Raw genomic sequence first — 23138 nt, 5'->3', positions numbered from 1 at the left:
CCGGGGCGACCTGACCGACACCGCTCACCGAGGAGTAGACGGCGGGAAGCTGCTCGGCCCAGTGTCGCCAGGAGTAACAGACCCGGATCCGGTCCAGCGCCGCCGTGGCGTACGTGAACCGGCGTACCCGGTCGGCCGTCGGCCGGGACGAGGGTGAACGAGACGACGTCGGTGCCCTCCGGGGTCACCTCGACGACTCGCCAGTCGCGCCACACCGCGCCGTCCCCGGCAACCCCCGCGATGATGTACAGGCGGGACTCCCGGGCGACGAGTTCGCAGGCCATCAACCAGTACACCTCGCTCAGGCGGCGGCGACCTGCGGGGTGACCGCCGGGCCGAGCACCTCGCCGACGGCGGCCATCAGGTGCCGACACCCACAAGGGGGTACTGGCCGGCGGTGATGCCGAGCGAGGCGTGCTTGTGCGCGATCCGGCCGGTGATCTGGTCGGCGTGCGCCCGGACCACGGGCAGGGTGGCGGTGACGACGGCGGCTGACGACTCCGAGAGCACGGCTCCTCCTCCTGTTGGCTACAGAGGACACCTAAACAGGAATCTCAAAGTCCGCTTAAGGGCCGAAAGTCCCGCGTCCGGGGTCGCGGCGGTCCCGGCCGTCCGCCACTGTCCGCCGCCGACTGCCCTGGCTAGGGTCGGGTGGTGAAGCTCAACCGGTCGACGGACATGGCCCTGCGGATCGCCATGCTCGTCGCTCCCGCGTCGGCCCGGACCACCGTCGACGAGTTGGCCGACCGGCTCGACCTGCCGCGCAGCCACGTGGCCAAGGTGGTGCAGCGGTTGCAGCGGATCGGGGTGCTGGTCACCGTCCGGGGCCGCTCCGGCGGGGTGGCCTTCGCCGAGGGGGCCGAGCGGATCACCGTCGGGCGGGTGGTGCGCGCCTTCGAGGGGGAGGGGGAGGTGGTCTCCTGCGAGGAGTCCGGCTGTGCGCTGCGCGCCGGCTGCCGCCTGCGGGTCCAGCTCCGCCGCGCCCAGGCGGCCTTCCTCGCCGTCCTCGACGAGGTGCCGCTGGACGACCTGGTCGACGACCCGACGGCCGCCGTGCTGCTCACCCTGGCCCCACCCGCTGCGGCGACGGGAGCGACGGCGACCTGAGACGGTCCGGCCGGTGGGGGCGACCACCCGGGTCACCCCCACCGGCCGTCGGTTCAGCTGACCCGGACGGTGCCGTCCGTCGACCGGACGCAGGCGACCGTACGGGCGGCGGTAGCCGCCGCCCCGGTCAGGCACCGGCCGAGCACCTGGTGCCCGGCCGCGCTCGGGTGCCAGGACTCCTGGCAGGTCTGGAAGTACGTCCCGCAGGTGTTCGCGATCCGCTGGATGTCCAGCTTGTCGTAGCCGGAGAGGCTGGTGACGAAGACCCCAGAGGTGCCGTCCTGGAGCCGGATCGGGGTGGCCAGCGCGTTACCGGGACTGCCCGCCGACTCGCAGAGCCGGGCGCCGTCGAAGGCCCGCTGCACGTTGAGGTAGACCAGGTCGGCGGCCGGGAACTCGGCGGACAGCGTGCTGCGTACCGAGTTGACCAGGGTGCCCAGGCCCTGCGAGAAGCGCTGGCCGGGGGCGAGGCTGGCCCGGTGGATCGGGCAGCCGGCGGCGTACCGCTCGGCACCCAGGTCGCGGAACTTGTCCCGGGTGTCGTCCCGGCTGTCCTCCTCCCAGTAGGTCGAGGCCAGCTCCGGCGGCAACGGGTTGGTGTAGTCCTGGAAGACGATCCGGTGCTGGCCGTCGGCGTCGATCTGGTCGAGCGTGGTCAGGATCTGCCGGACCGCCGCCGTGGTCTCCGCGGTGGCCGCGCTGACCTGGGCGGCGGTGGCCAGGTCGGCGTCCGAGCAGGGCTCCTGCTCCACCGGCCCGCCCAGGTACGCCCAGAACTCCCACCACCCGGTCCAGGCGTCGGCGATGAACCGGTTCGCGCACTTCTCGGCGACGCTGCCGAAGGTGAAGGAGCTGTTGTTCGAGCCGAGGCCGACCAGCACCAGGTCGATGTCGTGGGTCTGCCCGACCGCGCGGAGCTGGTCGAGCTGGGCGGCGACCTGCCGGCCCTTGGCCCGGCTGGCCGAGGCGTTGGCGATGTCGTAGGGCTGGCCACCGGAGCAGGCGAGGTTGAACCGGGCGGCGATGCCCGGCAGGTCCGCCTTGAACAGTGAGGCGTTCGGTGATCGGTGGCAGAAGTAGGCGTTGTTGTTCGGCGCCGACCAGCCCGGGAAGGGCTGGGCCGTCCCGTTGAGGTCGGTCACCGGCGCGTACGCCCCGGCGCCCTCGCCGCTGATGAAGCTGTCCCCGAGGGCGACCGCGGCGGTGGGCAGCGCGGCGGCGGCCGGTGCGGGTGGGCCGACGGCGACCGGCAGGGCGGCCGTGGCGACGGTGAGGATCGCCGCAAGGGCGGTCCGGCGGAACCTGGACATGACGTCCCCCATCTGTCCATGGAAATGTGAAAGATCCTTCACGGCCGGATCAGATCACCTGGCGAGATGGGCGTCAATGCCTCTTAACACGATCGTCGAATGACGGAAATGGTGTTCTCCGGCGTGGCGTGGCCCCGACCGGGGAAGGCCCCGGCTCCCGGCGGCGTTGCCCCCGCAGGACGCGCAACCGCGGTCCGACGTGGGGCTGCACGTCGCTGTCGGGGCGTACGGCTACGCTCGCTGCGGCACGCCGCGCGTGGAGATCGAGGCGGTGAGCGGCACCACACCGCCGAGACCGGGGAGTACGACCAGTTGACCGCACAGCCTGAGACCCTCTACGGGGCAGACGACCTCACCCACCTGGAGGGCCTGGACGCCGTCCGCAAGCGTCCCGGCATGTACATCGGCTCCACCGACAGTCGTGGCGTGGGTCACCTCGTCAACGAGATCCTCGACAACTCCACCGACGAGGGTGTCGCCGGTCACGCCGGCACGGTCGAGGTGATCCTGCACGCCGACGGCTCGGTGCAGGTCGACGACGACGGCCGGGGCATCCCCACCGACGTGCACGCCAAGTCCGGCATTTCCGGGGTCGAGCTGGTGCTCACCCGGCTGCACGCCGGCGGCAAGTTCGGCGGCTCCGGCTACAAGACCTCTGGCGGTCTGCACGGCGTGGGCGCCTCCGCGGTCAACGCGCTGTCCCGCCGGTTCGACGTGACAGTCCGGCGTGCCGGCAAGGTGCACACGATGTCGTTCCGGCACGGCGTGCCCGGTGTCTTCGCCGGCGACGGGCCGGACGCCCCCTTCACCCCCGGCCCCGGCCTGCAGGTGGTCGGGACGATGAAGCGGGGGCAGCGCACCGGCACCTCGATCCGCTACTGGCACGACGCCCGCTACTTCGAGACCGGCGCGCGGCTGGACGTCGACGCCGTCCGGATGAAACTGCGCAACACCGCCTTCCTGGTCCCCGGGGTCGACTACCGGCTGCGCGACGAGACCGCCGAGGAGCCGGTCGAGGAGCGGTTCCACTTCCCCAACGGGCTCACCGACATGGTCGAGTTCCTGGCCCCGGCCGGTGACCGGCCGGTCTCCGGCACCCTGCTGGTCACCGGCGAGGGGACGTACCGGGAGAACGCCGCCGACGCCAACGGCGTGATGCAGTCCAACGTGCAGCGCCGGGCCGAGGTCGAGATCGCCTTCCGCTGGGGCACCGGCTACGAGCGCACCGTGGAGTGCTTCACCAACACCATCCGCAACGCGCACGGCGGCACCCACCGCAAGGGCTTCGAGCGGGCGCTGACCCGGGCCCTGGCCGACGCCGTCCGCAACACCCGGGGCCTGCTCAAGCCCAAGGAGGACCCGCCCACCCTGGACGACGTCCTGGAGGGGATGACGGCGGTGCTGCACGTCCGCATCCCCGAGCCGCAGTTCACCTCGCAGACCAAGGACGAGCTCTCCACCGCCGGCATCACCAAGGTCCTGCAGACCCTGGTCGAACAGCACGTCAAGGCGTGGCTGGAGGACAAGCGCAGCAAGGCCGAGGCGCGCACGGTGCTCCAGAAGATCGTCGACGCGGCCCGGGTGCGGCTGACCCAGAAGCAGCAGAAGGACGCCGCCCGGCGCAAGACCGCCCTGGAGGGCGCGTCGATGCCGGCCAAGTTGGTCGACTGCCGTGCCACCGGGGTGGACCGCAGCGAGCTGTTCATCGTGGAGGGGGACAGCGCCCTGGGGTGTTTTACCGGCGACACCATGGTCGCGCTCGCCTCCGGCGAGGCCCGATCCTTCGCCGACCTGGCAGCGGACTGGCAGCGCGGGGTGACCCATTTCGGCTACACCACCAACAAGGCGGGGCGCGTGGTGGTCGCTCCGCTGGTGGAGCCACGCCTCACCAAGAGCGCTGCCGGGCTCGTCCGGGTGAACCTCGACAACGGCGCGTCGGTCCGCTGCACACCGGATCACCTTTTCCGGCTGCGCGACGGTTCCTACCGACGGGCCGATGCCCTGACCCCCGGTGACTCACTGATGCCCCTGTACCGGAGCATCTCCAGTAAGGCCGAGGGGCACAAGCTGCACGGGTACGAGCGGATCTGGATGAACGACCGGGAGGAGTGGGTCTACACCCACTACCTCGCGGACGCCTGGAATCTTCGTCACGGTCGCGACAGCGCCACCAACGGCAACGTCCGTCACCACATCGACATCGACAAGCGCAACAACGATCCGCGGAACATCCAACGGATGACCTGGGCCGATCACTCGGCACTCCACGCCGCGATGATGGGCGAACACGTCCACGCGGGCTGGCGGGAGTGGTTTGCCAACGGCGGCCGGGAGTTCAAGTCGGCCATGCTCAGCGCGCAGTGGCGCGATCCCGCATTCCGTGAGGCGTGCCTCGCCCGGCTGTTCGCGCTCAACGAGTCACCCGCATTCCGGGCCAAGCTGAACAAGGGCTTTCAGGACTGGTACGACGCGCTCGGTGACGAGGAAAAGGCCGCTTATGCCGACCGGATGCGGGACCGGCAGGCCCAGTACTGGTCACAGCCCGAGCACCGCGAGGCCGCTGCGGAGCGCGTCCGGAACTATTTCGCGGACCCTGCTCGTCGTTCCGAACGGCGGGCGCGTTCGGTGCGGCAGTGGGACAACCCGGAGTTGCGTGCCTGGCGTTCACGGAAGACCGTCGAACAACTCAGCGATCCCGCCGAGCGGGAACGCCAGCGCAACGCGGTGCGGACCTGGCACGAGGAGAATCCTGAATTCGGGGCCCGACACTCACGGTTGATGAAGCAGCGACTGGCAGACCCGGGCACCGGTCACCTTGCCAAGGCGCAAGCCGGTCGGGCGGCCTACGTGGCCAACGTGCCCAGGGCAGAGCGGGTTGGACGCCAACAGGAGGGCAGGCGGCGGGCCGCGCTCAAGCGGCTCACTCCGCTGCTGGTGCTGCCGGATGCGGAACTGGCGGCGGCGTACGAGGCTGAGCGGCTGAGTTCCGCACGCACGGGACTCCGGTTCGATCGGCTCCTGGCGCTCTACGGCGGCGATTACGCCCGCCTCCGGGAGGCGGTCAATCTGGTGAATCACCATGTCGTGTCCGTCGAGCCGCTTGACGAGACAGCAGACGTCTACGACCTGACGGTCGAGGGCTACCACAACTTCGCCCTCGAAGCCGGCGTCTTCGTCCACAACAGTGCGCGGGTCGCTCGTACCTCGGAATATCAGGCGCTTCTCCCGATTCGCGGCAAGATCCTCAACGTGCAGAAGGCCAACCTCCAGCAGGTGCTGGACAACGCCGAGTGCGCGGCGATCGTTCAGGTGCTCGGGGCCGGTTCGGGGCGTACCTTCGACCTGTCCTCGCTGCGCTACGGCCGGGTGCTGATCATGGCGGACGCCGACGTGGACGGCGCGCACATCCGGACCCTGCTGATCACCCTCTTCGCCAGGTACATGCGACCGCTGATCGAGGCCGGCCGGCTCTACGCCGCGATGCCGCCGCTGCACAAGATCACCACGAAGGGGCGCAGCCCGCAGACCACCTACACCTACACCCAGGCCGAGATGGAGGCGACTGTCCGCAAGCTGGAGAAGGCCGGCAGGCAGATCGTCACCCCGATCCCGCGCTTCAAGGGCCTCGGTGAGATGGACGCCGACGAGCTGTGGGACACCACCATGAACCCGGCCACCCGGGCGGTCCGCCGGATCACCCTCGACGACGTCGACGCCGCCGAGCGCATCCTCGAACTGCTGATGGGCGAGAAGGTCGAACCGCGCCGCAACTGGCTGATCGACTCCTCCGACCGGGTCGACCGCGACGCGATCGACGCATGACGAGCACCGTGGCCGCCGCACACCCGGAAGAGAGCTGAACGATGGCACGCCGTAAGGACGACCGCGCCAAGGTGGACCTGTCCGCCTTCGACCAGGCCGGCGCGCGGGTCTTCGACAACCCGCTGGTCACCGAGGTCTCCGACTCCTACCTGGAGTACGCCTTCTCGGTCATCCACTCCCGCGCCCTGCCCGACGCCCGCGACGGTTTGAAGCCGGTGCACCGCCGCATCCTGTGGTCGATGCACGAGCAGGGCCACCGCCCCGACCGGGGGCACGTGAAGTCGGCCCGGATCGTCGGCGACGTGATGGGGAAGTACCACCCCCACGGCGACACCGCGATCTACGACGCGATGGTCCGGCTCGCCCAGGACTTCTCGCTGAACACGCCACTCATCGATGGGCATGGAAATTTTGGTAGCCCAGACGATGGCCCGGCCGCGGCGCGTTATACCGAGGCCCGGCTCTCCCGGGAGGCGATGCTGCTGGTCGGGGAGTTGGGCGAGGACACCGTCGACGTCGAGCCCAACTACGACGGCTCGCTGACCCAGCCGACCGTGCTGCCCGCCGCCTTCCCCAACCTGCTGGTCAACGGGGCGTCCGGGATCGCGGTCGGGATGGCGACCAACATGATCCCGCACAACCTCGGTGAGGTGGTCTCCGCCGCCCGCTGGCTGATCAACCACCCGGACGCCGACCTCGACAAGCTGATGGAGTACGTTCCCGGCCCCGACCTGCCCACCGGCGGCCTGCTGCTGGGCCTGGACGAGGTGCGCCGGGCGTACGAGACCGGGCGTGGCGTGGTGCGGATGCGCGGCCGGGTGGAGATCGGCCCGCTGGAGGGCAGCCGGGGCCGGCAGGCGATCACCGTGGTCGAACTGCCCTACGGCGTCGGCGCGGAGAAGGTCATCGCGGCGATCACCAACGAGGTCAACAAGACCAAGCGGCTCACCGGCATCGCCGACGTCAAGGACCTCACCGACCGGGAGAGCGGCACCCGGCTGGTCGTCGAGTGCAAGGTCGGGGTCAACCCGCAGGCGTTGCTGGCCGACCTCTACCGGCTCACCCCGCTGGAGCAGTCCTTCGGCATCAACAACCTGGTGCTCGTCGACGGCCAGCCGCGCACCCTCGGGCTGAAGACGCTGCTGGAGGTCTTCCTGGCCCACCGCTACGAGGTGGTGACCCGGCGCAGCGCGTACCGTCGGCGCAAGCGGGAGGAGCGGCTGCACCTGGTCGACGGCCTGCTGATCGCCCTGCTCGACATCGACCGGGTGGTCAAGCTGATCCGGGCCAGCGAGGACGCCCAGGCCGCCAAGGACGGCCTGATGCAGAAGTTCCGGCTCTCCGAGATCCAGGCGACGTACATCCTGGACACCCCGCTGCGCCGGTTGACGAAGTACGACCGGATCGAGCTGGAGGCCGAGCAGGAGAAGCTGCGCGGGGAGATCGCCGCGCTGTCCACGATCCTGGACGACCCGAAGGTGCTGCGGAAGGTCGTCTCCGACGAGTTGGCCGCGGTGGTGAAGCAGTTCGCCGCGCCGCGTCGCACCACCCTGGTCGACGGGGACCTCAAGGAGGTGCTCGCCGCGTCCGCACCGGCCGGCCCGCTGGAGGTGGCCGACGACCCGTGCCAGGTGATCCTCTCGGCGACCGGGCTGGTCGCCCGGACCGCGGCCGAGTCGGAGGAGGCGTCGGAGGGGCGTCGCCGCAACGGCCGGGTCAAACACGACACGGTACGCGCGGTCGCGCACAGCACCGCCCGGGGCCGGGTGCTCCTGGTCACCAGCGCCGGCCGGGCCTTCAAGGTCGACGTGCTGCCGCTGCCGGTGCTGCCCGAGCAGGCCGGCACGGTGTCGTTGCGCGGTGGCATGGCCGCCTCCGAGCTGGTCCCGCTGGAGGCGGGGGAGACGGTGATCGGCCTCGCCCCGCTCGGCCCGACCGCGCAGGGCTCCCCGGGGTTGGCGCTGGGCACCAGGCAGGGGGTGGTCAAGGTCTGCGCCCCGGAGTGGCCGGTCCGCTCGGACGAGTTCGAGGTGATCTCGTTGCGGACGGGCGACGAGGTGGTGGGGGCCACCTGGCTGGCCGACGACACCGAGACGCTGGCCTTCGTGACCAGTGAGGCGGCTCTGCTGCGGTTCGCCGCCGCGGTGATCCGCCCGCAGGGGCCCAAGGGCGGTGGGATGGCCGGGGTCAACCTGCCGGCGGGTGCCCGGGTGGTGTTCTTCGGGGCGATCCGCACCGACGACGCCGTACACGGTGAGCCGATGGTGGTGACCTCGACCGGGGCCACGGTCAAGGTGACGCCGTTCGGGTCGTACCCGGCGAAGGGGAGGGCGACCGGCGGGGTGCGGGCGCAGCGGTTCCTCAAGGGTGAGGAGGGCCTGGTGGTGGCGTGGGTCGGGCCGCGCCCGGTCGGGGCGACCGCGACCGGTGACCCGGTGGAGCTGCCGCCTGCCGATCCGCGCCGGGACGGTTCCGGCTTCGCCGTCATGCTCGGCCCCACCGTCGTCGGGCACCTCATCGAACGCGACTGACGGGTGGCCCGTCCGCCCCGGCGGCGTCAGGCGACGTCGACGGGGCGGAACTGGACGCTGACCCGGGGGCCGACCGGGCGGCTGGTCTTGGGGACGGCGTGTTCCCAGGTGCGTTGGCAGGAGCCACCCATCACCACCAGGTCGCCGTGGCCCAGCGGGAAGCGCAGCGTCTCACCGCCGCCGCGGGGGCGCAGCAGCAGCGGGCGGGGTGACCCGAAGGACACGATCGCCACCATCGTGTCGGTGTGCGCCGAGCGGCCGAGGGTGTCGCCGTGCCAGGCGACGCTGTCCCTCCCGTCGCGGTAGAGGCACATGCCGGCGGTGACGAACGGTTCGCCCAGCTCGGCCGCGTAGTGCTCGGTGAGCGCGGTGCGCGCCGTGGTGAGCAGCGGGTGCGGCAGCGGGCGACCGGCGCCGTACCAGCAGAGCAGGCGCGGGACGTCGACCTCGGTGTCGTACATGGTGCGGCGTTCGGCCCGCCAGGGCACTTCGGTGCGCAGGGCGTCGAGCACCGCGTCGGAGCCGCGCACCCAGCCGGGCAGGTGGTCGACCCAGGCGCCCCGGGTGAGCACCCGCCGGCGCAGCCCGGTCAGCGGGGTCAGCGTCGGGCCGGTGTCGGCGAGGTCGAGCATCGACGGCTGGTAGGCGGCCTGCGGCATGCCCGCACCCTATCAGGGCTTTAGTACACCCGTACGACTTGCGATCAGGGTGAGGACGGCGTCCGCGACCCGGGCCCGGCCGTGCCCGTCGACGGTGGCCCAGGCGCGGGCCGCGAGCGCCGCCCGTCGCTGCGGGGACGCCAACAGCGCGCGCAGCGTCCGGGCCGCCTCGGCCCGCGCGGTCCGTCCGGCCAGCCCCGGCGCGACCAGTTCCGGCAGCTCGCCGAGGCCGGCGGCGAGCCCGTGCGCCACCACCCGGCGGTACGAGTCACGCTGGTTGTCCACCACGCAGACAAGTGCGGCGGGTGCACCGAGACAGCAGAGTTCCCAGGTGGAGGTGCCGGCGGCGCTGACCACCAGGTCGGCTGCGCCGATCAACGTGGGCAGGGTGTCGGTCGGCGCGACGAGGTGCAGCGACTGCCCCCGCCCGGGGGTGACCCGGGTCAGCTCCGCCTCGATCTCCGGCCGCCCGACCACCACCGTCAACGTCATCGGATGGCCGGTGCCGAGCAGCACCCGGGCCAGCACCGGGGCCGCGCCGACCGCGTCGGTGCCGCCGAAGAAGGCGAGCACCCGGGGGCGGGCGGTGGGGGTGGCCGGCGGTGGGACGGCCGGCCGGGCGGCGGTCACCGAGCCACGCAGCAGCGCGTACCGGACCCCGGCCAGCATCCGCCTGTCGCCAGCGCCGGCCAGGACCCGCCTGTCGCCAGCGCCGGCCGAGCCCCGCCCGTCGCCGGGTGCGTCGGCGGTGGGCGCGCTGCGGGCCGGGACGGCGGGACGGCCATCCGCCTGACCGGTGGCGTCGGTGTCCGCGCCGAAGTTCTGGTCGAGGTAGAGGTCGGCGTCCTGGCCCCGGGTGTCGCCGTCGACGATGGCCAGGGTGACCACGCCGGCCGCCCGCAGCGCCCCGGCCCCGGCCGGATCCAGCTCGTACGAGTCGAGCACCAGCGCGTCCAGGGCGTGCCGGTGGGCCGTCTCCACCAGCCCGGCGGGGGTGTCCGGACCGGGGTGGACCGGGATGTCGCGCGTGGCCAGTTGGGCGGCGGCCCAGCCGACCCGGTGCACCGTGCCGAACAGTTCGACCCGGGCGCCCCGGGTCAGGAACTCCTCGCCGAGGGCCAGGCAGCGGACCAGGTGACCGACGCCGGTGCGCGGGCCGGCGTCGCAGCGTAACCCGATCCGTGGTGGGTTCAGGACTCCTCCAGCCGCTTCTGGCGTACCGAGGAGTTGAGGGTACGCAGGGTGGGTCGCCCGTCCAACCAATCGGCGAGTTTGGCAAGCGGCACGCTGACGTCGCCGAAGTGGTCGACGACCGCACTGACAAGCGTCCAGTCCTGCTCGGTGTCGAGGGTGAGCCGCAGCGCCGACCTGTCCGGGGTGAGGGTCACCCCGAGCACCCGGAACAGCTCCGGACGGGTGTACGCGTACGAGGTGACGTGCACCCGGTGGTGGTCGGTGGCGAGCCGGTCGAGGGTACGCAGCGTATCCGCCCGGATTATCTCCACGTCCAGCCCCCGGGGCAGGGTACGGGCGATCGAGGTGCTGGCGTAGTCGAGCCCGGGGACCGCCCGGTAGACCCCCGCCACCAGCGCGACGATCTCCGGGTCGAGCAGCGGGCAGTCCGCGGTGAACCGCATGACGGCGTCGCCGGGGTGGGCGTCGAGCGCGCCGACGAACCGGCTCAGCACGTCGTCCACCGGCCCCCGGTGCACGGGCACGTCGAGCCGTGCGCACTCGGCGACCACCGCGTCGTCGACCGGGTCGACGCTGGTGGCGACCACCAGGTCGGCGAGGACCCCGCTGTCGAGGGCGGCCCGGACCACCCGGCCGAGGACGCTGCGCCCGGCCAGTGGGCGCAGCACCTTGCCGGGCAGCCGGGACGAGCCCATCCGGGCCTGCACGATCCCGACGATGCGGGTGCCGGAGCCGGGCAACCCGGCCGGTGCGACCGCGCCGCGCCCGGGGGTGTCGGCCTTCCCGGGTCGGCCCGTCGCCGGGGTGTCGGCGCTGCCGGGCCGACCCGTCGGCTCAGTGTCCGGTCCGGTCACTGCTGCTCCTCCTGCGGCTTCGGGCCGAGCGCCTCGCGGGCCCGCCGTTTGGCCGCCCGGGCGCCCCGCTTGGCCAGCCGGGCGGGGGTGATGGCGAGCCGGCCCACCCGGTAACTGAGCGAGCCGCTGAGCAGGTTGATCGTGGCGTCGGACCGGCGCAGCGCCCGTTCCCGCGAGGTGAGCAGCTCCTCGGTCCACTTCAGCAGGGCGGCGAGCCGGGTCAGCTCCTCGCGCTGGCGTACCCAGGCCTCGCGCATCTGCTGGTAGCTGCGCGGACCGGCGGGCGGGTCGGTGGGGTCGACCGCGCGGAGTTCGGTGGCGAGCGCCCCCTGCCCGTCGGCGTCCAGGCCGCGCAGGGCGGCGGCGACCGCCGCCTCGGTCTCGACGGCCGCGTCGACGGTGGCCCGGTCCAGGTCGTGCCCGGCGACGCCGCCGAGGACCACTGTCAGCCCGGCCACGTCCAGGGTGGACGGCCACGGGTGTGCGTATCCGCCGGTGAGCAGGGCGACCGCGAACCGCCACAGCCCCCGGGCCAGCGTCACCTCGACGGGCAGCGGTCCGGTGGCCTGCCAGCTCGGGTCGAGCACCGCGAAGGCGTCCCCGTCGACGACCACGTTGTCCGGGTCGGCCAGCGCCGTCGCGCCGGCGAGCCGCCCCTCCGGGTCGGCCTGGCCGGCGAGCCAACCCGCGTAGCCGCGCAGCAGCCGGCGTAGGGCGTCCAGGTCGCGGCGCAGGCAGCCGTCGAGCAGCAGGGTGCGCAGCAGCCGGCCCGCAGGTACCGGTCCGGTGAGCGCGGCCGGGTCCCGGTGGGCCGCCTCCCGGCTGGCGAAGGGTGCCGCCCGACCCCGGGTGGCACCGCCGCCGGTGACCGCCCACTGCCAGCCGCCCGGCCCGTCGGTCACCTCGACCACGCCGACCCCGGGCGGCCCGGTCTGCACCAGCACCACCGGCAGTGGCGCGGCGACGGGTTCGTCGTGGCCGGCGGGGCGGTGGGCCGTCACCAGCCAGCCGGGGGCCAGCGTCGCGCCGAGCCCGGCGTGCAGCGCGTCGACCGCCAGCCGGGCCGGGTCCTGGAGCACCGGGCCACCGGCGAAACCACCGGCACACGCGCCGTGCAGCACCGCGTCGAGCAGCCCCGACGTGGGCCGGTGCGCCAGCGCGTCGGTGGCGACCAGCGCCGTCGCGGCACCCGGATCGGGGTACGCGGCGTAGTCGGCGGTCACCGTCAGCCCCGCCTCGACGAGCCGGTCACGCAGTTGCTCCCGGTTGGCCGGGCGGCCGGCGTCGAGCACCCCGCCGATGCTCCACGCCGCGTCGGCCCGGTCGGCGTACCAGGGGGAGGTGGCGACCAGCCGGGACACCCCCAGCGGGTTGTCCAGCCGCAGCAGCAGCGTGCCGCCGGGGCGCAGGGCGGCGGCCAGCCGGCCCAGCACCCCCGTCCAGCCCAGCCTGGTGCCCTCCACCGACTCGACGGCGTCCAGCCCGGCCCCGGCCACCACCACGTCGAAGGTGTCGGCCGGGTCGAGCCCGGCGGGTCCGCCGACGACCACCCGGGCGGCCCGGTCGGTGAGCGCCACCGCGTCGGGGTGGCTGCGCAGCAGGCAGGTCACCTCGGCGTGGGCGAGCCGGTCCAGCAGCGCCGGGTCGTGCGGCCCGGCCAGCAGCACCCGCGCCCCCGCCGGTACGACCCGGGCGGCCAGCGCGCCCAGCGGCCCACCGTCGGCCAGCCGTTGCTCCGGCAGGTCGGACCAGGCCAGCATCTCCCCGCCGGGCAGGACGACGGGGGCGGCGGTTCCAGTGGTCAACTCGTTCCTCCTGCGGGATGCGCCCAGCCGAGCAGTTCACGCAGCTCGGCCGGCGTACAGCGGTGGTCGGTGCCCAGCTCGGCGCGGGCGATCCCGACGGCGGTCGGCAGGTCCACCGACTCGCCGTGCAGCTCCGGCCACTGCCTGCGGATCCGGGCGGTGCCGCCGAAGGTGGGGTCCTCCTTGGCCAGGATCATCGGGTCGCCGTAGACGGCCGGTTCGCAGCCGGCGGCGATGCCGTAGAAGATGGCGCTGGTCAGCCGGTTGGACGCCACCCGGGCGTGCCGGCGCAGCTCGGTGAGCTGCTTGTCCAGGAAGAGCGGGTCGGTGTCCCGCCACCAGTGCCCCCGGTAGCCGTGGCAGATCACCCGGAAGCCGGCGTTCTCGTAGAGCCGGCGGACCCGGCGCATGCCGTACTCGTGCCAGTAGAGGCAGACGGTGACCGGGCCGGGTTCGGTGTCCCGGATCCGGGCGATCAGCTCCTTGTGGTCGCCCTTGACGTGCTGGCCCTCCCACCCGTGGAAGGGGTACCAGATGGTGCCCTCCCGGGCGGCCGGCGGCGGGTCGTCGGCGCGCAGGTCCAGCAGGTACGCGAAGGGCGCACCGGTGACCACCACGTTGCGTCGCCCCACCGACCAGGCCCGCCGTCGGGTCTGCTCCGACCACAGCAGGCTGGGGGTGCGTTCGGCGTACGGATGGCCGGGGGCGAGGCCGTCGCCGATGTTCCAGCCGTGCTGGACGTACCCGTTGATCCGGGGCGGGTGGCCGTCGCCCAGGCCGCAGTAGCGGGCCAGCACGTGGGCGTGCCCGTAGAAGTGGTTCGCGTGGTGCATCGGTTCCCCCGGTCAGGCGGCGGTGTGCGCCGTGACGCCGCGCAGCGCCGCGCCGAGCGCGTCGATCACCCGGTCCTGGTCGGCGTCGGTCAGGCTCGGATACAGCGGCAGCGAGAGCTGCTGACCGTAGAACGACTCGGCCACCGGGCAGGACCCGCGCCGGTAGCCGAGATCGGCGAACGCCGGGTGCCAGTGCACCGGCAGGTAGTTGACCTGTACGCCGATGCCGGCGGCCCGCATCCGGTCGTACACCTCGCGGCGGCGGCCGTCGAGGACCCGGACCGGGTAGAGGTGCCAGGCGGGGGCGGCCCACGACCGGCGGGTCGGGGTCAGCACCCCGGGCAGGTCGGCCAGCGCCTCGTCGTAGCGGGCCACCAGCCGGGCGCGGGCGGCCAGGAAGTCACCGAGCCGGCGCAGCTGACTGCGACCCAGCGCGCAGAGCACGTCCGGCAGCCGGTAGTTCAACCCGAACTCGTGCACCTCCTGGTGCCAGCCGCCCTCGTCCGGCTCGCGCAGCTCGGCGCGCTCCCGGACCAGCCCGATGTTGCGGAACCGGCGGGCCCGCTTCAGCAACTCCGGGTCGGTGGTGGCGACCGCGCCGCCCTCGGCGGTGGTGAGGTTCTTGGTGGGGAAGAACGAGAAGGTGGTCAGGTCGGCAAGCGACCCGACCGGTCGGCCGCGGTAGGTGGCCCCGATCGAGTGCGCCGCGTCGGCCAGCAGCAACGCGTCCGAGCCGGCCAGGGCGGTGCGCAGGGCGTCGTAGTCGGCCGGGTGGCCGGCGTAGTCGACGGCGGCGACGACCTTCGTCCGGGCGGTGGTCGCGGCGGCGGCGGCTGCCGGGTCCAGGGTGAACGTCTCCTCCTCGACGTCGGCGAAGACGATCCGCGCGCCGAGGGCGACCGCGCTGCTGGCGGTCGCCACGAACGTCATCGGCGGCACCACCACCTCGTCGCCCGGTCCCACCCCGGCCGCCGCGTACGCCACGTGCAGCGCCGCCGTGCCGTTGGCGACGGCCGCGCAGCCGGCCCCGCCGGTCCAGCCCGCGAGGTCCGCCTCGAAGGCGTCGACCTGCGGGCCGGTGGTGAGCCAGTCGCTGCGCAGGGTGGCGACCACGGCGGCGACGTCGTCGTCGGTGACCGACTGCCGCCCGTACGGGAGCATCGCCGTCACGCCGCGATGCCGAGCATGTCGCGCAGCTGTGGGACGGTCAACCACTCGTCGTTGCCGTCGGACTGGTAGGCGAAGCCGTCCGGGACCGGCTCGCAGTCGACAGGCGGCCGGTAACCCCAGGTGGCGATCGTCGGCTGGACGATGAACCTGTCCTTCGCGCGCAGCGTACGGCGGCTGTCGTCCGGGGCGATCATCTCCTCGTGCAGCTTCTCGCCCGGCCGGATGCCGATCTCGTGCGTGGTGGCCTCCGGGGCGACCGCCTCGACCAGGTCGAGGATGCGCATGCTGGGGATGCGTGGCACGAACAGCTCGCCGCCCTGCATCTGGTCGAAGCTGTCCAGCACGAACTGCACCGCCTGGTCCAGGGTGATCCAGAACCGGGTCATCCGCTTGTCGGTGATCGGCAGGCTCTTGCCCTCGTCGGCGAGCCGCCGGAACAGCGGCACCACCGAGCCCCGGCTGCCCACCACGTTGCCGTAGCGGACCACGGCGAAGCGGGTGGGGTGCTGGGCGGCGTAGTGGTTGGCCGAGACGAAGAGCTTGTCACCGACGAGCTTGGTCGCGCCGTACAGGTTGATCGGGCTGGACGCCTTGTCGGTGGAGAGCGCGATGACCTTCCTGACGCCGGCCTCGATGGCCGCGTCGACCACGTGCTGCGAGCCGGTGATGTTGGTGGCGATGAACTCCGAGGGGTTGTACTCGGCGGTGTCCACCTGCTTGAGGGCGGCGGCGTGCACCACGTGGTCCACCCCGTGCATGGCCCGGGTGAGCCGGTGCCGGTCCCGCACGTCGCCGATGAACCAGCGCAGCCGGGGGTCGTCGCCGAGCTGCTGGCGCAGCTCGTACTGCTTGAGTTCGTCGCGGGAGAACACCACCACCCGGGCCGGGTCGGCCACCTTGAGGACGTGCCGGAGGAACGTCTTCCCGAAGGACCCCGTCCCGCCGGTGATCAGAATGGAGGACCCATTCAACTCACTCAATTTGGTGCTCCCCAGCTCGTGGTTGTTGCGCCACCGGCTCGGGGCCAGGCGACCGGACGGACGCTAACCAGGTCGGGTTAACACCCCGACGCTCCCGGGTTAACCGCCCACGCTGCTCCCGTGAATGCCGGACCTCCGGCGGGCGAACACTTCCGACCCCCGCCAGATCCGGCTGACCAGCGGGGACGGTGCTGACTACAGTGGCCCGGCGCGGCCGGTGAGGACCCCGTCGGACCGGTTCTGTCCGGCGACGGCCCGGTCGCGCCGATGGCGACGGTGCACCCCCGCGAGCCCCGGTCGGGCTGACGGCGACCGGCGCACCCCACGAAGCAGGAGGCGACACATGGTGGCCGGCACCGAGGTGAGACACCCCATCGCCGACCCGTCCGGGCAGCCGGCCGGCCGAGGCCGTCGGCTGGTGCCGGTGTTGCTGGTGGTGGGCTGGCTGCTGGGGGTCGGCTGGCGGATGTGGTTGTCCCGGCATGTGCCGCTGCCCATCGCGCACACCGACGAGGACAGCTACCTGCACACCGCCCGCGCGCTGGCCGGTGGGCCGGGCGGGTTCAGCAGCGAGAACGGGCCGCTGCGCCGGATCGGCTACCCGCTGCTGATCTCCCCGGCGTTCCTCGGCGAGCGGGACTTCACCGACAGCTACCGGCTGGTGCAGCTGATCAACGCGGCGGTGAACGCGGCGGTGCTGCCGCTGGCGTACCTGCTGGTGCGTCGGCTGGTGCCGGTGCGCCGCGCGGTCGCCCTGGCCGCCGCCGCCGTCGCGGCCACCCTGCCGGCGACCGTCTTCTACGCCGGGGTGGCGATGATCGACGCGGTGCTGGCACCGCTGGTGCTGGCCTGGCTGCTGGCCGTGCACCACTGGGTACGCCGACCCGGCCCGCTGGTCGCCGCCGTGGTCGGCACGCTGGTCGGGGCGTTCCACCTGCTGCACTCCCGGGGCCTGGTGATCGTGGGGGTGCACGTCGGGCTGGTGCTGCTGCTGTTCCTGCGGCGGCGGACCAGCCCGGCGCAGGTGCTCGCCGCGGTGCTGCCGGTGCTGGCGCTGGCGCTGCTCAACGAGGCGGTCATCCGGCTGCTCGGCGACCGGGTCTACCTGCTGGGCGATCCGCCCGGCGGCGGCACCGTGCGGGCCGTCGCCTCCGGGCCGGGGCTGCTGCGGGTCGGCGCGGCGGTCGCCACCCAACTCTGGTACCTGGTCGTCGTCACCTTCGGGCTGGCCGGCGTCGCCTGGGCCGGTGCCGTAGGCATCCTGCTCCGCCCCGCCCCCGCTTCCGCCGCAGGCGCGACGGCCCCCGCCGGGAGTCAGGGCCCCGCCGGGGCGACCCGGTGGACGTTCGGGGTGGCGCTTGTGACAAGCGTCGGGGTGGCCGCCGGCGCGTCGGTGATCCTGGCCGGCATCACCAGCAAACCGCTGGACGCGATCTACGGCCGGTACGTGCAGATGCTCGCCCCGTTCTGGCTGCTGGTCGGGGTGGGGATGCTGGTGACCGCGACGCCCCGGCAACGGTGGCGGCGGGTGGCGGTCGCGGTGGGGGTGCTGCTGGCCGGCGCGACACTGATCGCCATCCGGCTGGCCTGGGTGGCGAGCCGGGGGCACGAGTTGCGCTACGGCGGGTTCGGCGCACCGGACCTGATGGCGCTGACCGGCGGCTGGCGGGAGTTCCGCCCGTTCACCGGGGCGGCCGTCGGGGTGGCCGGCTGCCTGCTGCTGGTCGCCGTAGTGCGGCTGCCCCGGTGGCGGGCGCCGGTGCTCGCCGCGCTGGTGGTGGTGAACCTCGGCACCATGCAGGTGATCACCGACCGGCTGGTCCGGCCGATGGTCGCCGCGACCGCACCCACCCCACGGGTGGCCGACGTCGGGGTACGCCCCGGCGACCGGGTCTGGGCGTCGCTCGGCGTCCAGTGGATCCTGCGGTTCAACCTCAGCCACCAGGTCACCTGGGCCGACGTGCGGTGGTTCGTCGACAACCCGCCGGCCGACGCCGACGTGGTCTTCGCCCGGTGGGCACCCGGCGAGCCGGACGACTGGGACGGCACCCGGCACGGGTTCGTCCGGTTGGGCGGCAACCCGGAGCAGCGCTGGGCCGCCTGGCGTCGCCGCTGATCCGGGTTGCCGGTCGGCCGCTGATCCGGCTGCCGAGCGGCGGACCGCGACGACGCCGGGCCGGTTAACGTCGGATGGCCGCCCCGTGAATGGTCGCCGGACAATTGTCGAAATTATCGTCGACGGCGGTTCTCCCGGGCCAGGGAAATAGGGACTATGTCGACTTCCTGCCCGTGGTGTGTCTCCCGGCGCGGGGTGCCCTCGACAAACCGGAAACGACGGTTCATCTGCCGTACGGCGGTATTGTGCGCCAAGACCTCGCCGTCGAGGCGGTCCAGTGCGAGCACGTCGAAGGCGTGATCCACCGCCGCCCGCATCACCCCCAGCCAGGCGGGCAGGGTGGCCCCCTGCTCGGCCAGCCCGTCGGCGTCCAGGTAGAACCCCCACGAGGCGGTCCGCGGCCCGTCCAGGCGCAGGTCGAAGAAGGTCACCACGCCGACCGTCAGACCGTCGTGGACGTACATCAGGATGCGGTGGGCCGGGTCGACGCGGACCCGGGACCACCAGGCCGCGTGCTCGTCCGCGGTGATCTCGTGGCTGGTCTTGCTGACCTGCCGGTTGGTTTCCTGATTACGCCAGGACAACATCAGGTTAACGTCGTCCGTGGTGGCCTCGCGCAGCACTCGTACCCCTTTGTGTCAACCCGGTGGATCCCTGCGGACCCTACCCGGTAAAGGGGGGAAGGAATTGCCGGGATGTACACTTCGCCGCATGGAAGAATTGAGTCGCGCGCAGATCCGCGACCTCATGGCGCAGGTGTTGCAGAACCAGGGCAGGGTGCTGCCCGACGACGACTCCGCCGACCTGCGGGAGATCGGCTTCCGCTCGCTGGACTTCTCGGAGCTCGCCCTGCGGGTGGAGGACGTCACCGGGGAGGAGTTGAACTTCGACGCCCCCGGCCTGCGACGGATCGCCACCGTCGGGGACGTCCTCGACTTCCTCGCCGAACTCCAGCGGCAGTGACCGTCGCGACGACACCGGCCGGGCTGGACAACCGGGTCGTCATCGCCGGGGTGGCCCGGAGCTGGCGGGAGCTGCCCACCCCGACGCTGCCCTCGCCCGGCGCGGTCCTCGCCACCGGTGCCGACGCGCTCGCCGTCGCCCGCCAGCACGCCACGCACGGCACCGAGCTGCTGCTCGCCGGCCCCGGCCGGGTCGACCCGACGATGCGCGACGAGCTGGCCGCCGCCGGCTTCGCCGTCACCGTGCTCGCCGACGGGGTGGCGCAGACCGTCCCGCCGGCCGTGCACCGGGCCCCGGACAACGGCCGGCTCTGGCTGCTCACCTCCGGCTCGACCGGCCGGCCCAAACGGGTCGGCCACACCCTCGACACGCTGACCACCGTGCGCGACGCCCAACCCGAGCGGACCTGGCTCTGTCCGTACGCCCCCGGCAGCTACGCCTGGTGGCAGGTGGTCACCCTGGCGCTCACCCAACCCGGTCAGCACCTGGTGGTGGTCGACCCGGACGAGCTGGACGACTGGCCGGTGCTGGCCGCCGCGCACGGGGTCGACGCCGCCTCCGGCACCCCGACCTTCTGGCGGCGCACCCTGCACCGCGATCCCGAGGCGCTGGCCCGGGTGCCGCTGCGGCAGCTCACCCTCGGTGGCGAACCCGTCGACCAGGCCGTCCTGGACCGGCTCCGGGAGATCTTCCCGGCCGCCCGGATCTCCTGGATCTACGCCTCCTCCGAGGTCGGTGCGTCGATCGTGGTGCACGACGGCCGGGCCGGTTTCCCGGTCGGCTGGCTCGACCGGGTGACCCCCGGCCGGCCCACCCTCTCGGTGCACGACGACGAGCTGGTGATCACCTCACCGCACCACGGCGTCGGGCTCGACGGGCCGGTACGCACCGGCGACCGGGTGCAGATCGTCGACGACCGGGTCCTGATCACCGGTCGACTCGACTCCGACGAGATCAACGTCGGTGGCAGCAAGGTCTCCGCCGGGCTGGTACGCGACATGCTCACCGCCCACCCCCGGGTCGCCTGGGCCCGGGTGACCGGCCGACGCGCGCCGGTGCTCGGCCGGATGGTGGTCGCCGAGGTCGTCCCCACCACCGCCGACGCGGACGCCCCGCTGGACGAGGGCGTGCTGGTGCGCTGGTGTGCCGAACGGCTTCCCGAGTACGCGGTACCGCGCCGGATCCGGCTGCTGACCGAGATCCCCGTCAAGGAGACCCTGAAGAGCGATGTCTGACTCCACACTCGTCCCACCCAGCACCGTCGTCCTCGTCTCCGGCGGGTCCCGGGGGCTGGGCCTGGCCATCGTCACCGACCTGCTCGACGCCGGGCTCACGGTGGCCGCCTTCGCCCGTACCGTCACCCCCGAGCTGGAGAAGTTGGCCGCCGAGCACCCCGACCGGGTGCACGTCGGTGCGGTGGACGTCACCGACCTCGCCGCAGCGCAGGGCTTCGTCCGGACGGTGGAGGCGCGGTTCGGCCCGGTCGACGGGCTGGTGAACAACGCCGCCGTCGGGCAGGACTCGATGCACACGCACACCGCCACCGGCGACATCGTCCGGATCGTCGAGACCAACCTGACCGCGCCGTTGCAGCTCACCCGCCTGGTGATCCGGCGGATGCTGGGCCAGGGCCGGCGCGGTCGGATCGTCAACGTCACCTCGATCTGCGCGCAGCGCGGCTTCCCCGGCCTGGTGGCGTACTCGGCCACCAAGGGCGGCATGGACGCGGCGACCCGCTCGCTGGCCCGCGAGCTGGGCGGGCGGATGCTTGTCAACGCCGTCGCCCCGGGCTTCTTCGCCTCGGAGATGTCCGCCGTGCTGGGCAGCACCCAGCTCGACCAGATCGTCCGGCGTACCCCGACCGGGCACCTGACCGAGCCCGCCGAGGTGGTACCGGTGGTGCGGATGCTGCTGTGCGAGCACACCAACATCAACGGCCAGGTCATCGTGGTCGACGGTGCCGCCTCGATCTGACCCCACCCGACCCGACCACCGACCCGGCAGCGTCCTGCCCGGGTTCGTGCCGGGCGGGGGTGGCCCGGTCGGATTCGTGCCGGGCGACACCGGGGTGAGTGGGACCGGGGTGGGCGGGGAGGTCCAGCCCACAGGTGGACCGGTTCAGTCGGCGGATGGCCCGGGTGAGCCGGCACCTGCGGGGACACGGCCGGTGCCGGCGCTGCTGCGCGCCGCCGAACGGCACCTGCGCGTCGGCACCCCCGCCGAGCTGCGGTACGCGGTGACCCGTAGCCACCTCGACGACGGGCGCTGCGTCGGTTGGTACGGCCCGGCCGACCACGGCTGGCGGGTGGCGATCGATGCCGAGCGGGCTGCTGCCAAGGTTCCGCCCGCGTTGGCCGCGCGGTTCGGGCCGGTCGACTTCTGGGCCCGCTGGACCCGAGCGGAGAGCCTCTGCAAGCTGGCCGAGTTGCCGGTGGCGGCCTGGTGGCGGCGGCACGGCCTGTCCGTACCGCCGCACACCCGCGCGGTCTGGCGCACCCTGCACCTGGCCGACCTGGTGATCACGGTCGCCTTCGCCCCCTGAGCGCCACCCCGCCCTGGCGTCCCACCCCGCTCCCCGCCACATCGACGCGCCGTGCCGTGGGTGGGAGCACCATGATCAGATTGCGGTTCCCCGGCGTGTCCTGCGCATTTTCGTCACCTGATCACTGGTGCGGGGTGGGCTCGGTCAGATGAGGTTCCAGGTGAGGGGGGTGCCCCGGGGGACGTCGGTGGTGAAGGCGCGGCCGAGGACCCGGTCGATCTCCACCGGGGGTAGGCCGCCGGCCGGTCGGATCGAGCGGACGTTGGCGCTGGTCACCTCGTCGCCGGCCCGCACGTCGTCCACCACGAACAGGGAGCGGCGGAACCGCAGCCCCTCCCGTTCGGCCGGGGTCGGCCCGATGGCGGTGCCGCCGAGCGCGGCGTGTGCCCGCGCCGACTCGACCACCAGGGCGGCCAACTCGTCGGGGTTCAGCGAGAAGTCGGAGTCGACCCCGCCGTCGGTCCGGTCGAGGGTGACGTGCTTCTCGATGAAGCAGGCGCCCAGCGCCACCGAGGCGACCGGCACCCCGATGCCGGGGGTGTGGTCGGACAGGCCGACCGGCACCCCGAAGGCGTCCGCCAGCACCGGGATCCGGCGCAGGTTGCTGTCCGCCGGTGGGGCCGGGTAGGAGGCGGTGCAGGCCAGCAGCACGATGCCACCGGCCCCGCCGTCGCGGGCGGTGCGCACCGCGGCGTCGATCTCGGCGACGGTGGCCATCCCGGTGGAGATGACGAGCGGCTTGCCGGTGCCCGCCACCAGCCGGATCAGCGGCAGGTCGACCAGCTCCGACGAGGCGATCTTGTACGCCGGGACGTCCAGCCCCTCCAGCAGCTCCACCGCCGACGGGTCGAAGGGGGACGAGAAGACGGTCAACCCCCGCTCCCGGGCCCGCGCGAAGATCGGCTCGTGCCACTCGTACGGGGTGTGCGCCCGCTCGTAGAGCCGGTAGAGGTTCTGCCCACCCCACAGCTCGTGCCCGCCGGAGATGCGGAACGCCGGGGTGTCCACGTCGATGGTGATGGTGTCCGGCCGGTACGTCTGCAACTTCAGCGCGTGTGCCCCGCTGGCCGCCACCGCGTCCACGATCGCCAGCGCCCGGCCCAGGTCGCCGTTGTGGTTGCCGGACATCTCCGCCACCACGAACGGCTGTTCGCCGGCCCCCACCACGTACGGCCCGATCTTCACTGTCGTCGTCATCCCCGCCCCTGTTCTCTGTGCTTGTTACTCGTACCCGTGGTCCCGCCGACCCCGA

The 23138-nt window shown here is 73.0% G+C and carries 17 protein-coding genes and 4 pseudogenes; 10 read left to right on the top strand and 11 right to left on the bottom strand.

What is annotated here, in order from left to right:
- Positions 1 to 128: 128 nt before the first annotated feature.
- Positions 129 to 510 (bottom strand): annotated as a pseudogene (locus AC0AIB_RS08685) (globin domain-containing protein); the annotation flags it as partial.
- A 144-nt stretch (positions 511 to 654) separates the two neighbouring features.
- Between AC0AIB_RS08685 and AC0AIB_RS08680 the strand changes: the two are divergent.
- On the top strand, positions 655 to 1107 hold the full coding sequence (locus AC0AIB_RS08680; RefSeq protein WP_328338360.1) for an RrF2 family transcriptional regulator: 453 nt from the start codon (positions 655 to 657) through the stop codon (positions 1105 to 1107).
- Positions 1108 to 1160: 53 nt separating this feature from the next.
- Here the strand turns inward: AC0AIB_RS08680 and AC0AIB_RS08675 are convergent, their stop codons facing one another.
- Positions 1161 to 2417 (bottom strand): SGNH/GDSL hydrolase family protein, encoded by a 1257-nt coding sequence (locus AC0AIB_RS08675; RefSeq protein ID WP_328348859.1) that lies wholly within the window; start codon positions 2415 to 2417, stop codon positions 1161 to 1163.
- Between the two features lie 215 nt (positions 2418 to 2632).
- Between AC0AIB_RS08675 and AC0AIB_RS08670 the strand changes: the two are divergent.
- From AC0AIB_RS08670 to AC0AIB_RS08655, 4 genes and pseudogenes are all read left to right on the top strand, one after another.
- Positions 2633 to 4148: pseudogene (locus tag AC0AIB_RS08670) on the top strand (ATP-binding protein); the annotation flags it as partial.
- Positions 4125 to 5594: pseudogene (locus AC0AIB_RS08665) on the top strand (ATP-binding protein); the annotation flags it as partial. The pseudogenes AC0AIB_RS08670 and AC0AIB_RS08665, both read left to right, overlap by 24 nt.
- Positions 5595 to 5600: 6 nt before the next feature.
- Positions 5601 to 6239, top strand: a pseudogene (locus AC0AIB_RS08660) (toprim domain-containing protein); the annotation flags it as partial.
- Positions 6240 to 6280: 41 nt separating this feature from the next.
- A complete protein-coding gene (locus AC0AIB_RS08655) occupies positions 6281 to 8770 on the top strand; it encodes a DNA gyrase/topoisomerase IV subunit A (protein ID WP_465096367.1) in 2490 nt (829 codons plus the stop codon).
- Between the two features lie 26 nt (positions 8771 to 8796).
- Here AC0AIB_RS08655 and AC0AIB_RS08650 read toward each other — a convergent pair whose 3' ends face one another.
- The 7 genes from AC0AIB_RS08650 to pseB form a co-directional block, all read right to left on the bottom strand.
- Positions 8797 to 9429 (bottom strand): alpha-ketoglutarate-dependent dioxygenase AlkB, encoded by a 633-nt coding sequence (locus AC0AIB_RS08650; protein ID WP_328338356.1) that lies wholly within the window; start codon positions 9427 to 9429, stop codon positions 8797 to 8799.
- A gap of 12 nt (positions 9430 to 9441) precedes the next feature.
- The gene (locus tag AC0AIB_RS08645; RefSeq protein WP_328348858.1) at positions 9442 to 10623 is read right to left on the bottom strand and encodes a PseG/SpsG family protein; all 1182 of its coding nucleotides are present in this window, start codon (positions 10621 to 10623) and stop codon (positions 9442 to 9444) included.
- A complete protein-coding gene (locus AC0AIB_RS08640) occupies positions 10620 to 11363 on the bottom strand; it encodes a glycosyltransferase family protein (RefSeq protein WP_328348857.1) in 744 nt (247 codons plus the stop codon). Before AC0AIB_RS08640 ends, AC0AIB_RS08645 begins: the two co-directional genes overlap by 4 nt.
- 110 nt (positions 11364 to 11473) lie before the next feature.
- Positions 11474 to 13282, bottom strand: coding sequence for a class I SAM-dependent methyltransferase (locus AC0AIB_RS08635; protein WP_442930454.1), 1809 nt, complete (start codon positions 13280 to 13282; stop codon positions 11474 to 11476).
- Positions 13279 to 14115, bottom strand: a complete 837-nt coding sequence (locus AC0AIB_RS08630) for a hypothetical protein (RefSeq protein WP_328338354.1) — start codon at positions 14113 to 14115, stop codon at positions 13279 to 13281. The genes AC0AIB_RS08635 and AC0AIB_RS08630 overlap by 4 nt, the downstream gene beginning before the upstream one ends.
- A gap of 12 nt (positions 14116 to 14127) precedes the next feature.
- Complete coding sequence (locus tag AC0AIB_RS08625) at positions 14128 to 15285, bottom strand: DegT/DnrJ/EryC1/StrS family aminotransferase (RefSeq protein WP_328338352.1); 1158 nt, start codon at positions 15283 to 15285, stop codon at positions 14128 to 14130.
- The gene (gene pseB / locus AC0AIB_RS08620; RefSeq protein ID WP_328338350.1) at positions 15282 to 16265 is read right to left on the bottom strand and encodes a UDP-N-acetylglucosamine 4,6-dehydratase (inverting); all 984 of its coding nucleotides are present in this window, start codon (positions 16263 to 16265) and stop codon (positions 15282 to 15284) included. The genes AC0AIB_RS08625 and pseB overlap by 4 nt, the downstream gene beginning before the upstream one ends.
- A gap of 361 nt (positions 16266 to 16626) precedes the next feature.
- On the opposite strand from pseB, the gene AC0AIB_RS08615 reads away from it, so the two are divergent.
- Entirely contained in the window at positions 16627 to 18381 is a 1755-nt protein-coding gene (locus AC0AIB_RS08615) for a hypothetical protein (protein WP_465096366.1), read from the top strand.
- Between the two features lie 113 nt (positions 18382 to 18494).
- On the opposite strand, the gene AC0AIB_RS08610 is transcribed toward AC0AIB_RS08615, so the two are convergent.
- A complete protein-coding gene (locus AC0AIB_RS08610) occupies positions 18495 to 19004 on the bottom strand; it encodes a GNAT family N-acetyltransferase (RefSeq protein ID WP_328338346.1) in 510 nt (169 codons plus the stop codon).
- Positions 19005 to 19092: 88 nt separating this feature from the next.
- On the opposite strand from AC0AIB_RS08610, the gene AC0AIB_RS08605 reads away from it, so the two are divergent.
- From AC0AIB_RS08605 to AC0AIB_RS08590, 4 genes are all read left to right on the top strand, one after another.
- On the top strand, positions 19093 to 19344 hold the full coding sequence (locus AC0AIB_RS08605; protein WP_328338344.1) for an acyl carrier protein: 252 nt from the start codon (positions 19093 to 19095) through the stop codon (positions 19342 to 19344).
- Positions 19341 to 20579 (top strand): AMP-binding protein, encoded by a 1239-nt coding sequence (locus AC0AIB_RS08600; RefSeq protein WP_465096365.1) that lies wholly within the window; start codon positions 19341 to 19343, stop codon positions 20577 to 20579. Before AC0AIB_RS08605 ends, AC0AIB_RS08600 begins: the two co-directional genes overlap by 4 nt.
- A complete protein-coding gene (locus tag AC0AIB_RS08595) occupies positions 20572 to 21318 on the top strand; it encodes an SDR family NAD(P)-dependent oxidoreductase (protein WP_328348685.1) in 747 nt (248 codons plus the stop codon). Before AC0AIB_RS08600 ends, AC0AIB_RS08595 begins: the two co-directional genes overlap by 8 nt.
- A gap of 193 nt (positions 21319 to 21511) precedes the next feature.
- On the top strand, positions 21512 to 21886 hold the full coding sequence (locus tag AC0AIB_RS08590) for a hypothetical protein (protein ID WP_465096364.1): 375 nt from the start codon (positions 21512 to 21514) through the stop codon (positions 21884 to 21886).
- Positions 21887 to 22030: 144 nt separating this feature from the next.
- Here the strand turns inward: AC0AIB_RS08590 and pseI are convergent, their stop codons facing one another.
- Positions 22031 to 23083, bottom strand: a complete 1053-nt coding sequence (pseI, locus tag AC0AIB_RS08585; protein WP_465096363.1) for a pseudaminic acid synthase — start codon at positions 23081 to 23083, stop codon at positions 22031 to 22033.
- Between the last annotated feature and the right edge of the window lie 55 nt (positions 23084 to 23138).

This window comes from Micromonospora sp. DSM 43699 (genome assembly GCF_055517075.1).
The sequence above is the reverse complement of the archived record's forward strand: the minus strand, read 5'-3'. Positions and strand labels throughout refer to the sequence as shown.